The organism is Streptomyces sp. NPDC047869, from assembly GCF_040704065.1.
Classification (GTDB): Bacteria; Actinomycetota; Actinomycetes; order Streptomycetales; family Streptomycetaceae; genus Streptomyces.
Genome location: NZ_JBEYRK010000014.1, coordinates 40,611 through 53,050 on the forward strand (window position 1 = coordinate 40,611; position 12,440 = coordinate 53,050).

A 12,440-nucleotide genomic window follows, 5' to 3' on the forward strand; every position below is an offset into this window, starting at 1 on the left:
ATGGAGAGGGCACTTCAGTTGAGCAGCGTACGGGGCAAGAAGATCCTGGTCACCGGAGGGGCGGGGACCATCGGGTCCAATCTCGTCGACCTCCTGGCCGAGGGCGGTGCCCGTGAGATCGTCGTGCTGGACAACTTCGTCCGCGGGCGGATGGGCAACCTGGCCAGGGCCCTGGCCAGCGGCGTCGTCGAGGTCGTCGAGGGCGACATCCGCGACGCCGCCGCCGTGCGGAAGGCCACCGACGGCGCCGACCTGGTGTTCCACCTCGCCGCGATCCGCATCACGCAGTGCGCGGAGGAGCCCCGGCTCGCCAACGAGGTCATGGTCGACGGCACCTTCAACGTCCTGGAGGCGGCGGTCGGGGCAGGGGTCGGCAAGGTGATCGCCTCGTCCTCGGCCTCCGTCTACGGCATGGCCGAGGACTTCCCCACGACCGAGCGCCACCACCCCTACAACAACGACACGTTCTACGGCGCGGCCAAGGCCTTCAACGAGGGCATGCTGCGCAGCTTCCACGCCATGTACGGCCTCGACTACGTGGCGCTGCGGTACTTCAACGTCTACGGCCCCCGGATGGACATCCACGGCCTCTACACCGAGGTGCTCATCCGCTGGATGGAGCGCATCGAGTCGGGCGAGCCGCCGCTGATCCTCGGTGACGGCAGCCAGACCATGGACTTCGTCGACGTCCGGGACATCGCGAGGGCCAACGTGCTGGCCGCCGAGTCGGACCTGACCGACGAGGTCTTCAACGTCGCGAGCGGTACGGAGACTTCGCTGAAGGAGCTGGCCCAGGGCCTGCTGGAGGCGATGGGCGCCGAGGGCCTGGAGCCGGAGCACGGGCCGGCCCGCGCGGTGAACGGGGTGGTCCGGCGGCTCGCGGACACCACGAGCGCCGCCGAGCGGCTCGGCTTCACGGCGCGGATCGACCTGCGCACCGGGCTCAGGGACCTGGTGGACTGGTGGCGTGCGGAGCGCGCGGCGGGGGAGGCCGCCCGGTGAGCACCGACCGCATCCCGGTGATGATCCCCTGGCTCGGCGAGGAGGAGGCCCGGGCCGCCTCCGAGGCGGTGCTCTCCGGATGGGTCGCCCAGGGCCCCCGGGTCGCCGCGTTCGAGCGGGCCTTCGCGGAGCGGGTGGGCGCCGAGCACGCCGTCGCGGTCAGCTCGTGCACCACGGCCCTGCACCTGTCCCTCGTCGCGCTCGGCGTCGGGCCCGGCGACGAGGTCGTGGTGCCCTCGCTGTCGTTCATCGCCACCGCCAACGCCGTGCGCTACGTCGGCGCCGAGCCCGTGTTCGCCGACGTCGAGCCCGCCACCGGCAACCTGACCACGGCCACCGTCGACGCCGTCCGCACCCCCCGCACCAGGGCCGTCCTCGCCGTCCACCAGGGCGGCGTACCGGCCGACGTGCACGCCCTGCGGGCCGCCTGCGCCGACTGGGACCTGCCGCTGGTGGAGGACGCGGCCTGTGCCATCGGCTCGACCGTCGGCGGCAAGCCCGTGGGGCACGGCGCACTGATCGCCGCCTGGTCCTTCCACCCCCGCAAGGTCGTCACCACCGGCGAGGGCGGCATGGTCACCACCGACGACGCCGCGTGGGCCGAGCGCCTGCGCCGGCTGCGCGAGCACGGGATGAACGCCTCGGCGGCCCAGCGTCACGCCAGCGCCAAGCCGGTCCTGGAGAGCTACCTCGAGGTCGGCTACAACTACCGGATGACGGACATCCAGGCCGCGGTCGGCCTGGTCCAGCTCGGCAAGCTCGACACGATGATCGTCCGCCGTCGCGAACTGGCCGCCCGCTACGCCCGGTTGCTGCGGGACGTCCCCGGCCTCACCCCGGTCCGCGACCCCGCGCACGGGCAGAGCAACTTCCAGTCCTACTGGGTGCTCCTGGACGAGGGCTTCCCCGTCGGCCGGGACGACCTGCTGGCGGCGCTCGCCGCAACCGGGGTCTCCGCCCGGCGCGGGATCATGGCGGCCCACCTCGAACCCGCCTACGCCGGCCACCCGCGCGCGCCGCTTCCGGTCACCGAGCGGATCAGCCGCGACTCGCTGATCCTGCCGCTGTTCCACACGATGACCGAGGCCCAGCAGGACCGCGTCGTGACGGCCCTGCGTGAACAGGCCCGAAGATGAACGGGCTGCTGATCATCGGCGCCGGCGGCTTCGCCCGGGAGACCGCGCAGGCCGTACGGGACGCGGGCGGCACCGAGCTGCTCGGGCACCTCGACGACAACCCCGCCCTGCACGGCACCGAGGTGGACGGCGTCCCCGTCCTCGGCGGCTGCGACCTGGTCCACGACCTGCCCCGGGCCCGGGTGGTCGTCTGCGTGGGCAACCCGCGGGACTACGCGTCCCGCGCCCGGCTGGTCGCGAGGCTCGGCCTGCCCGCGGACCGGTACGCCACCGTGGTCCACCCGACGGCCTCGGTGTCGAGGACGTCCGAGGTCGGACCCGGCTCGGTCCTGCTCGCGCACTGCGCGCTGACCGCCGCGGTGCGGGTGGGCGCGCATGTGGCGGTGATGCCGCAGGCCGTCCTCACCCACGACGACGTGGTCGAGGACTGCGCCACCATCGCCTCCGGCGCCCGCCTGGGCGGGGGCGTACGGGTGGAGCGGGGCGCCTATCTGGGCTCCGGGGCCCTGATCAGGGAAGGCACGACGGTCGGCGCCTGGTCGCTGATCGGGATGGGGAGCGCCGTGCTCGGCGATGTACCGCCGGGCGAGGTCTGGGTGGGGAGCCCGGCCCGGCGGCTGCGCACGGCGGATGCGCCCGCGCTCGACCGACTCGCGTCGCGGGACGACGACTTCGCGACGCACGCACTGGGGGGACCAGTCACATGAACCAGATACCGCTCGTGGACCTCAAGGCGGCCCACGAGGAGGTCGCCGACGAGGTACGGGCAGGCTTCGAACGTGTCCTGGCGGGCACCGCGTTCATCGGCGGCGAGGAGGTCCGCCTGTTCGAGCGCGAGTACGCGGACTTCGGCGGCGTCGCGCACTGCGCGGGCGTCGCCAACGGCACGGACGCCGTCGAACTGGCGCTGCGCGCGGGCGGAGTGGGCCCCGGCGACGAGGTCGTGGTGCCCGCCAACACCTTCATCGCCACCGCGGGCGCGGTGGCCCGCACCGGCGCCCGGCCGGTCCTCGCCGACTGCCTGCCCGACACCTACCTGCTCGACCCGCGGGCCGCGCTGGACGCGGTCGGCCCGGCCACCCGCGCGGTCGTACCGGTCCACCTCTACGGCCAGATGGCCGACGTGACGGCACTCACCGCCCAACTGCCCCGGCACGTCCAAGTGGTGGAGGACGCCGCACAGTGCCAGGGCGCCACCCGCGACGGCCGCTCGCCGGGCAGCGGCGGCATCGCGGCGACCAGCTTCTACCCGGGCAAGAACCTGGGTGCCTACGGCGACGCGGGCGCGGTGCTCACCGACGACGAGGAGCGGGACGGCCTGGTGCGCGCCATCGCGAACCACGGCGGCGTCGCCAAGTACCGCCACGACGTGCCCGGTTTCAACAGCCGGCTGGACGGACTGCAGGCCGTCGTCCTGCGGGCCAAGCTGAAGCGCCTCGCGGCCGGCAACGCGGCCCGCCGGGCGGCCGCGGCCCGCTACGACGAACTGCTCGCCGGCCTCGCCGCGGCCGGCCGGGTCGTGCTCCCGGTGACGGCACCCGGCAACGTCCACGTATGGCACCTCTACGTCCTCCAGGTCGACGGGGCCGACCGCGACGACATCGTCGGCAAGCTCAACGCGGAGGGCATCGGCGCCGGGGTGCACTACCCGGCACCGGTCCACCTGACCCCGGCATACCGCCATCTCGGCCACTCCCGGGGCGACTTCCCGAACGCCGAACGGACGGCGGAGCGGATCCTGTCGCTCCCGCTCCACCCGCACATCACCCCCGACCAGCAGCAGCGTGTCGTGGACGCACTCGCCCACGCCCTGCGCGGCTGACCGGTCACGGCTTCACGGCTTCACCCCGACCGCACGGGTCGGTCCTGCACAGCACCGTGAGAGGTACACATGAAAAAATGGAGCAGACGGATCCGGGGCAGCCGCCTCGCCGTCGTAGCAGCGTTGATCTGGGCGGTGCTCCCGCAGGCGGGGACCGCCCTCGCGGCCTCCGATCCGTGCGGAACGGGTTCGAACCCCGTCGTCTGCGAGAACTCCAAGCCGGGCAACCCGAAGTCCGACTGGTTCTCGCCCAACGCCTACGGTGACATCAAGGGCTTCTCCACCAAGGAGAGCGTCCAGGCCGGTGACACCGTGCAGTTCAAGGTGCAGTCGAAGGTTTCGTACCGCGTCGAGATCTACCGCCTGGGCTGGTACGGCGGCGACGGCGCGCGCGAGATGTCCACCGCGGCCCAGGCCGCCGTCACCTATCCGGCCAACTACCTGACCAACCCCGCCGGTTGCACCAAGAAGAGCGGCACCGGACTGGTCGACTGCGGCAACTGGCCGGTGACCGCCACCTGGACGGTGCCCAGCAACGCCGTCTCCGGCCTGTACATCGCCAACCTCACCCAGACGGACGGCGACGGCCTGATGCCGTACCCGTTCGTGGTCCGCAACGACTCCAGCACCTCCGACATCGTCGTGCAGACCAGCGACCAGACCTGGCAGGCCTACAACGACTACGGCGGCCAGGACCTCTACGGCGGCGCCGGCCCCGCTCCGGACGGCCGCGCCTACGAGGTCAGCTACAACCGTCCGCTGGACATCGGCGGCGACAACGGCATCTACGGCTCCGAGTACATGATGCTGTCCTGGCTGGAACGCAACGGCTACGACGTCAGCTATCTGTCCGGCGTCGACGTGTCGGCCAACGGCGCCACCCTGCTGAAGAAGCACAAGGTCTACCTGTCCTCCGGCCATGACGAGTACTGGACGCAGAGCCAGTACTCCAACGTCCTCGCGGCCCGCAAGGCCGGCGTCCGGCAGGGCTTCTTCAGCGGCAACGAGGTCTTCTGGAAGACCCGGCTCACCCCGAGCATCGACGGCGCGAACACGGCCAACCGCACCCTGGTCTGCTACAAGATGACCAAGATGGCGCAGAACAACGGCGTCGCCGACCCCAGCGGTATCTGGACCGGCACCTGGATGGACCCCGCCAGCACCCAGTACGGGCAGGACTACCAGCCGCCGAACATCCTCACCGGCTCCATGTTCACCGTGAACGGCTACCGCAGCGACGCCATCACCGTCCCCGGCTCGTACGGGAAGAACCGGATCTGGCGCAACACGTCCGTCGCCGGCCTGACGTCGAGCCAGACCGCCACCTTCCCCACGGGCACCCTCGGCTACGAGTGGGACAGCGACATCGACAACAGCACCCGGCCCGCCGGGGCGATCGACGTGTCGTCCACCACGGTGGACATCAACGACGGCAAGCTCCGCACGGACTGGGGCAACGTCTACGGCAACGGCACGGCGACGCACAACCTCGTCGAGTTCCGCGACCAGGACTCCGGCGCCCTGGTGTTCGGGGCGGGCACCGTGCAGTGGTCGTGGGGACTGACCAACATCCCGACGTACAACCCCGACGACACCGTGGTCACCGAGGACGCCCGCATGCAGCAGGCGACCCTGAACGTCTTCGCCGACATGGGCGTCCAGCCGCTGACCCGGCAGAGCAACCTGGTCGCCGCGACGGCCACGACCGACACCACCGGCCCGGCCGTCACCGTGACGGCCCCGGCCTCCGGAGTCACCGTCCCGGCGCTGAAGCCGGTCACCGTCACCGGCACCGCCACCGACTCCGGCGGCGGTGTGGTGGCCCGGGTGGAGGTGTCCACGGACGGCGGCCAGACCTGGAAGGCCGCCACCGGCCTCGCGTCGTGGAAGTACACCTGGACCCCGACCGCCCCCGGCGCCGTGTCCGTCAAGGTCCGCGCGGTGGACGACAGCGTCAACATCGGCGCCGTCAGCACCGTCCCGCTCACCGTCGGCCCGCAGGCCTGCCCGTGCACCGTCTGGCCGGCCTCGGCCGTGCCCGGCACCGTCAACGGCGGTGACGGCAGCTCGGTGGAGCTCGGCGTCAAGTTCCGCACCACGGCCGCCGGTTCGATCACCGCGGTCCGCTTCTACAAGTCGCCCGTCAACACCGGCACCCACACCGGAAGCCTGTGGAGCGCCTCCGGCACCCGCCTGGCCACCGGCACCTTCACCGGCGAGACGGCCTCCGGCTGGCAGCAGCTGAACTTCTCCACCCCGGTGAGTGTCAAGGCCAACACCACTTACGTCGCCTCGTACTTCGCCCCCAACGGCGGATACTCCTACGACGGCGGCTACTTCTCCGGCGGTGACGCGGGCCTCGCCCCGCTCACAGCCCTGAAGTCCGGTACCGACGGCGGCAACGGCGTCTACCACTACGGCTCCACCAGCGCCTTCCCGTCCTCGCAGTCCTCGGGCAGCAACTACTGGGTCGACGTGGTGCTGGACACCTCGACGGCCAGCACCACCCCGCCCACCGTCAGCTCGACCTCCCCGACGTCCGGGGCGACCGGCGTGTCGATCACGGCACCGGTGTCGGCCGTCTTCAGCTCGGCCGTCGACTCCGACAACCTGACCTTCACCGTGAAGGACCCGGGCGGCGACACCGTGCCGGGGACCTGGACGCTCCCCGCGTCCAACAAGGCGACCTTCACCCCGTCGACGGAACTGGCGCTGCACACCACGTACACCGCCTCCGTCCAGGCCTCCGACCTGTGGGGCAACGCCATGGCGGACCCGGTGACCTGGAGCTTCACCACCAGCACCACTCCGCCGGCGGTCACCTGCCCCTGCACCCTGTGGGGCGCCTCGGCCGTACCCGCCACCACCGACATGACCGGCGACACCAACTCGGTCGAGCTGGGCACCCGGTTCACGTCCTCGACGAGCGGCTGGGTCACCGGTGTCACCTTCTACAAGGGCACCGGCAACACCGGCACCCACACCGGCAGCCTGTGGTCCGACGACGGCACGCTGCTCGCCACCGGCACCTTCACCGGCGAGACGGCCTCGGGCTGGCAGCGGATGACCTTCACCACGCCGGTGGCCATCAGCGCCGACACCCCGTACGTCGTCTCCTACCACGCGCCGAACGGCCACTACGCGGTCGACGGCGGCTACTTCGCCGCGGCCCACCAGTCCTATCCGCTCACCGGCACCGCCGACACCACCGCGCACCACAACGGGCTCTACCGGTACGGCGCCGACCCGGCCTTCCCGAACGGTTCCTACGGATCCGCGAACTACTGGGTGAGCCCGGTCTTCACCGCCGACAACCCGGGCGCGTCCCTGGCGGCGCCCGGCGCCTCCGAGGACAACGCGGCCACGCTGACGCACACCGCCGACGCGGGCAGCCCGCTCGTCACCACCCTGCCGGCGAAGACCGCGGTGTCGTCCGTCAAGGCGACCGTGACCGTCCTGTCCGGTCCCCGGGCGGCGGCGGCCAGGAAGCTCCATGTCACGGCCGTCACCTCCTACGACCGGGCGGGTCACAAGGTGTCCGTGCACCTGTCGGCCCCGCTGCCCGACGGCACCCGGTTCAAGGTCACGGTCACGGCCCGGGACAAGCACCGCCACGCGGTGAAGTCCCGTACCTGGACCCTGACCGCCAGGACCGTCCACAAGAAGAAGAACTGACCCGTCACAGCGCACCGGTGGTGGCCCCCGCGAACCCGGGGGCCACCGCCGGGGATTGGCATTCCCACCGATGAGCAGCGTCAGTGTTGTGATCCCCTGCTACAAGTACGGCCACTTCCTGGCCGACTGCGTGAGCAGCGTTCTGGACGAGCAGGACGGCGTCGACGTCCGGGTCCTCATCATCGACGACGCCTCGCCCGACGACTCGGCGGAGACCGCGCACAAGCTGGCCGCCGCCGACCCGCGGATCGAGGTCCGCGTCCACGCGACCAACAAGGGCCACATCGCCACCTACAACGAGGGCCTGCTGGACTGGGCCGACGGCACCTACGTCGCCCTGCTCTCCGCCGACGACCGGCTGGTGCCGGGCGCCCTGGTACGGGCCGCCGCGCTGCTGGACGCCCACCCCGAGGCGGGCTTCGCCTACGGGCGCCCCCTGCGCTTCCAGCACGGCGGACCGCTGCCGCCGGCCCGTACCCGCGGCACCGGCTCCGTGGTCTATCCCGGGCAGTGGTGGCTGGAGCGGCGCTTCCGTGAGGGCACCGGCTGCATCACCTCACCGGAGGTCGTCGTCCGCACCAGCCTCCAGCGCGAGGTCGGCGGCTACGACCCGGCGCTGCCGCACGCCGGCGACATCGAGATGTGGATGCGGCTCGCCGCGCACGCCGACGTCGGCTACATACGCGGGGCCGACCAGGCCTTCTACCGCGTCCACGGCAAGAACATGTCCACGACCGACTTCGGCGGACAGCTGGACGACCTGCGCCAGCGCCTCGTCGCCTTCGACTCGGTGCTCGCCAAATGCGCCGACCGGCTGCCGCACGCCGACCGCCTCGCCGACGAGGTCCACACCCGGCTGGCCCGCTTCGCGCTGCGCCGGGCCTACCGTGCCTACGACCGGGGGCGTACGGAGGTGGTTCCGGTCGACGAGTGCGTCGGCTTCGCCGCGGAGTGCCTGCCGGAGTACGGCAAGCTGCCGGAGTACCGCGCGCTGCGGCTCAGACGGCGCATCGGCCCCAAGGCGATGCCGTACCTCCAGCCGCTGGTGTGGTCGGCCGTGGCCGAACGCGGCCGGGAGTTGCTGTGGTGGGAGTCCTGGAAGCGCCGCGGTATCTGATGAGGGAACAGTTCGTCTCAGCCGGCCGCGGGGACCGGGCCGGCGTGCCGGCCGGGCGCTGCCTCGCGACGGCTCATCACGTACCGGTCGAGCCACAACGCGCCGAGAACGCCGCCGGCCATGCCCAGCAAGCCGGTGCCGGCCAGGCCCCGGATCCGGTCGCCCCGTACCTCGGCGGCGCTCGGCGAAGTCAGCACGGAGGCGGTGATCCGCGAACCGGAGGGCACCCGCTGGGCCGACTGCATCGCGTCGACGTGCCGGGTGTAGACGTCGATGATGCGGCGCACCGCCGTCACTGCGGCATCCGGCCCGCCGGCCTGCGACTGGATCTGCAGGGAGGGGATCAGATAGCGGGGCGTGGCGCTGGTCCCGCTGTTGCGGGGGACGAGGCGGTAGGTCCCCTGGACTCCAGCCGCCCTCAACTCCTCCTCCCCGGTGGGGGATTCGAGCTGCTGCACGACCCCGTAGGAGACCAGGGCGAGCGGCGGCTGCAGATTGGTGAGCTGGTTGGGCTGGTTCCGGGTCACCGGCGGCTTCAGGACGACGACCGCGGACCCGGTGTACTGCGGTGCCGGACGCACCACCTGGTACGCCGCGGCGGCCGTCAGCAGCAGCGCGACCAGCACCACGTACCAGCGGCGGAGCAGTGCGTCGGCGACGTTCCCGGGCGACATACGAGATCCTTCCGTCAGCCCCGATACTGGCAGGACGCGCGGCGGGATGCCACCGAATGGGGGGATGGTTCATGAGTCTTGGTGAGATCTGGGCCATTCTGCGCAGACGTTGGTACTTCGTCGTGCCCCTCACGCTGCTCAGCCTGGTCTGTGGCGGATACCTGTACGTGACCGTCCCCGTCTCCTACCAGTCGCAGAGCTCGGTCACCCTGCTGGACTCCTCGGCGGTCTCCCGGCTGCCTCCCACTTTCGGCAACCCCATCTCGAACGCGGGCGGTTCGCTGATCGTCACGGCCGACGTGCTGATCAGGACCCTGGAGTCGAACGACGCCGCCAAGGAACTGCGCGGCCGGGGCGTCACGGACCCGTACACGGCCGGCTTCGCGCCGACGGCCGACAGCCCGCTGCTCACGCTCAGCGTGACCGGGACCGACCGGGCCAAGGTGCTGAGGGAGACCAACACCCTGACCGAGTTCGCCGGCGAGCAGCTCAAGGCCCTGCAGGCCGCGGCCAAGGTCCCGCCCGCGTACTTCGTGCAGACGGCGCCCGTCGTCCTGCCGCAGACCCCGGTGGCGAAGTCGAAGAACCGCTACCAGGACATCGCGGCCGTCGTCATCCTCGGAGTCGTCAGCGCCTTCCTGCTGTCGATACTGATGGAGGGCGTCGCGGTGGTCCGCCGCCGGCGGCACGCCGCGAGGAGCGCCGTCCCGCAGGCCCGGGACGCCCGCGCCCCCGGACGGCGCCGGAGAGGACTGCTCGGCCGGCGGGTCGACGCCACGGCGGTCCTCACCGTCTACCTCGTACTGGCCCTCTTCATCCCGTCGAACCTGGCCCTGCCCGCCCTCGGCGGCGTCGGCACCCCCGCCAACGTCTTCGCCCTGCTCGGCCTGTTGTGGTACCTCGCGACCTGGCTCGGCGGCCGCGTCCTGCCCGCGCGGGGAACCAGGCTGGCGCGCGTCGCGATGTGCGTGCTCGGGCTGGCCGTCCTGGCGGCCTACATCTCGGACGCGGCACGTGAGAGCTCGCACGCGGAGGTCCTGGGCGCCGACCGCGGTCTCATCGGGTTCCTGGTGTGGGTGTCGCTGGTCGTCCTGACCTCGGCGGGCATACAGGAGCGCGGCCGGCTCGACGTGCTGATGCGCCGGGTGGTGGTCCTGGGCTCGGTCGTCGCCGCGATCGGCTTCTACGACTTCTTCTCGGGCACCAACATCGCCGACTCCATCCACATCCCCGGCCTGCAGACCAGCGTCGCCCAGGTGAGCGTCATGGACCGCGGTGCCTTCACCCGGCCCCGGGCCACCACCGCCCAGCCGCTCGAGTTCGGCGGCATGCTCGCGATCCTGCTGCCGTTCGCCATCCAGCAGGCCTTCGACCCGGTGCGCCGCCACCTCCACTGGACCCGCCGCTGGGGTCCGGTGCTGCTGATCGCCGGCGCGCTGCCCCTGACGGTGTCGCGGACCTCGATCATCGGCCTGCTGCTCGTCGCCCTGGTGATGGTGCCCCGCTGGAAGCCGGCCCGGCGCTGGGCCGCGATCGGCGTGATGACGGCCTCCGTGGCCGTCTTCAAGGTGCTCGTCCCCGGGCTGATCGGCACGATCACCGGCCTGTTCGCGTCGTTCCTGTCCAACTCCGACAGCAGCACCCAGGCCCGCACGGTCAAGTACAGCGCGATCGTGCCCTATCTGGAGGAACATCCGCTGTTCGGGCGGGGCTTCGGCACCTTCACCCCGGACCGGTACTTCTTCACCGACAACCAGTACATGCTGACCCTGGCCGAGATGGGCGCACTCGGACTCCTCGCCATGCTCGTCCTGTTCGTCGCCGGCATCCACCAGGGCGGTGCCGTCCGGCGGCTGGCCCGTACCGAGGCCGACCGCGAACTGGGGCAGGCGTTCTTCGCGTCGTCGCTGGTCGCGCTCGTCGTCAGCGCCACCTTCGACTCACTCAGCTTCCCGATGTTCGCCGGCCTGTTCTTCCTGCTGCTGGGAGCGGGTGGCAGCCTGCTCGGCTTCGTCCGGGGCGAGGCGGCCGGCGCCGCCGAGCCGGCTCCCGTCAAGACCTCCGAACCCCAGCTCCCCCAACTCGTGGAGACCCGATGAGCCCCGTTGCCGTCATCGCCGTCACCTGGAACAGCGCGTCGGTGCTGCCCGGGTTCCTCGCCGCGCTGCCCGAGGGCATGGCCGGACTCGACTGGCGGCTCGTCGTCGCCGACAACGACTCCGCCGACGACACCGTCGAGGTGCTCCGGTCGCTCGCCCCGGACGCCACGGTCGTCCAGACCGGCCGTAACGCCGGGTACGCCGCCGGGGTCAACGCGGCACTGAAGGCGGCCGGCGAGTGGGAGGGCGGATACGCTGCCGTACTGGTCTGCAACCCGGACATCCGGATGCGGCAGGGCTGCGCCAAGCGCCTCGTGGACACCCTCGGTGCCCAGGTGGGCATCGCCGTCCCCCTCCTGTACGAGGAGGGCCGGGCGGCGCCCCTGCACTCGCTGCGCCGCGAGTCGAGCGTGACCCGGGCCCTCGGCGAGGCCCTCATCGGCAACCGCCGGGCCGGGCGCTTCCCGGCCCTGAGCGAGCTGGTCACCGACCCCGCCGCCTACGCGCGGCCCACGCGCGCGGACTGGGCGACCGGCGCGCTCATGGCCCTCTCGGCCGACTGCCTGGCCGCCTGCGGGCCGTGGGACGAGTCCTTCTTCCTCTACTCCGAGGAGACCGAGTACTGCCTGCGCGCGGGGGACCGCGGCTACGCCACCCAGCTCGAGCCGACGGCCGAGGCCGTTCACCTGGGCGGCGACTCCCGGGTCTCGCCCCGGCTGTGGACCCTGCTCACACTCAACCGTGTGCGCCTGTACGGGCGGCGCCACGGGCCCGGCGCGACGGTGTGCTTCCGGGCGGCCGTGTTCCTGCGCGAGGCGTCCCGCGCCGCCCTCGGCAGGCGGGCCAGCCGGGCCGCTGCGGCCGCGCTGCTCAGGCCGGGCGCGCTGCGGGTCACGCCCGGGCCGTGAGGCGCGG

9 protein-coding genes are annotated in these 12,440 nt (G+C 72.0%); 8 read left to right on the top strand and 1 reads right to left on the bottom strand.

Going from position 1 to position 12,440, the window contains the following annotated elements; all coding sequences use genetic code 11:
* From AB0924_RS19550 to AB0924_RS19575, 6 genes are all read left to right on the top strand, one after another.
* Entirely contained in the window at window positions 1-1,002 is a 1,002-nt protein-coding gene (locus AB0924_RS19550) for an NAD-dependent epimerase/dehydratase family protein (protein ID WP_366912023.1), read from the top strand.
* Window positions 999-2,138, top strand: a complete 1,140-nt coding sequence (locus AB0924_RS19555; RefSeq protein ID WP_358929312.1) for a DegT/DnrJ/EryC1/StrS family aminotransferase — start codon at window positions 999-1,001, stop codon at window positions 2,136-2,138. Before AB0924_RS19550 ends, AB0924_RS19555 begins: the two co-directional genes overlap by 4 nt.
* Window positions 2,135-2,845 carry an acetyltransferase gene (locus AB0924_RS19560; RefSeq protein WP_358929314.1) on the top strand — a complete coding sequence of 237 codons (711 nt, stop codon included), beginning with the start codon at window positions 2,135-2,137 and terminating at the stop codon, window positions 2,843-2,845. The genes AB0924_RS19555 and AB0924_RS19560 overlap by 4 nt, the downstream gene beginning before the upstream one ends.
* Window positions 2,842-3,960, top strand: coding sequence for a DegT/DnrJ/EryC1/StrS family aminotransferase (locus tag AB0924_RS19565; protein WP_358929316.1), 1,119 nt, complete (start codon window positions 2,842-2,844; stop codon window positions 3,958-3,960). Before AB0924_RS19560 ends, AB0924_RS19565 begins: the two co-directional genes overlap by 4 nt.
* A gap of 69 nt (window positions 3,961-4,029) precedes the next feature.
* Window positions 4,030-7,635, top strand: coding sequence for a DUF4082 domain-containing protein (locus tag AB0924_RS19570; RefSeq protein ID WP_366912025.1), 3,606 nt, complete (start codon window positions 4,030-4,032; stop codon window positions 7,633-7,635).
* 70 nt (window positions 7,636-7,705) lie between these two features.
* Window positions 7,706-8,752: a glycosyltransferase gene (locus AB0924_RS19575; protein WP_358929320.1), complete on the top strand. Its 1,047-nt coding sequence runs from the start codon at window positions 7,706-7,708 to the stop codon at window positions 8,750-8,752.
* Window positions 8,753-8,769: 17 nt separating this feature from the next.
* Here the strand turns inward: AB0924_RS19575 and AB0924_RS19580 are convergent, their stop codons facing one another.
* Entirely contained in the window at window positions 8,770-9,426 is a 657-nt protein-coding gene (locus AB0924_RS19580; RefSeq protein ID WP_358929322.1) for a hypothetical protein, read from the bottom strand.
* Window positions 9,427-9,497: 71 nt separating this feature from the next.
* Here AB0924_RS19580 and AB0924_RS19585 point away from each other — a divergent pair, with 71 nt between their 5' ends.
* Entirely contained in the window at window positions 9,498-11,525 is a 2,028-nt protein-coding gene (locus tag AB0924_RS19585; protein WP_358929324.1) for an O-antigen ligase family protein, read from the top strand.
* A complete protein-coding gene (locus tag AB0924_RS19590; RefSeq protein WP_358929326.1) occupies window positions 11,522-12,433 on the top strand; it encodes a glycosyltransferase family 2 protein in 912 nt (303 codons plus the stop codon). Before AB0924_RS19585 ends, AB0924_RS19590 begins: the two co-directional genes overlap by 4 nt.
* Window positions 12,434-12,440 lie beyond the last annotated feature (7 nt).

Excerpts from the sequence above, each read along its gene's own strand:
- AB0924_RS19550 (WP_366912023.1), top strand. The coding sequence starts at position 1 with ATGGAGAGGGCACTTCAGTTGAGCAGCGTACGGGGCAAGAAGATCCTG.
- AB0924_RS19560 (WP_358929314.1), top strand. The coding sequence starts at position 2,135 with ATGAACGGGCTGCTGATCATCGGCGCCGGCGGCTTCGCCCGGGAGACC.
- AB0924_RS19565 (WP_358929316.1), top strand. The coding sequence starts at position 2,842 with ATGAACCAGATACCGCTCGTGGACCTCAAGGCGGCCCACGAGGAGGTC.
- AB0924_RS19570 (WP_366912025.1), top strand. The coding sequence starts at position 4,030 with ATGAAAAAATGGAGCAGACGGATCCGGGGCAGCCGCCTCGCCGTCGTA.
- AB0924_RS19575 (WP_358929320.1), top strand. The coding sequence starts at position 7,706 with ATGAGCAGCGTCAGTGTTGTGATCCCCTGCTACAAGTACGGCCACTTC.
- AB0924_RS19580 (WP_358929322.1), bottom strand. The coding sequence starts at position 9,426 with ATGTCGCCCGGGAACGTCGCCGACGCACTGCTCCGCCGCTGGTACGTG.
- AB0924_RS19585 (WP_358929324.1), top strand. The coding sequence starts at position 9,498 with ATGAGTCTTGGTGAGATCTGGGCCATTCTGCGCAGACGTTGGTACTTC.
- AB0924_RS19590 (WP_358929326.1), top strand. The coding sequence starts at position 11,522 with ATGAGCCCCGTTGCCGTCATCGCCGTCACCTGGAACAGCGCGTCGGTG.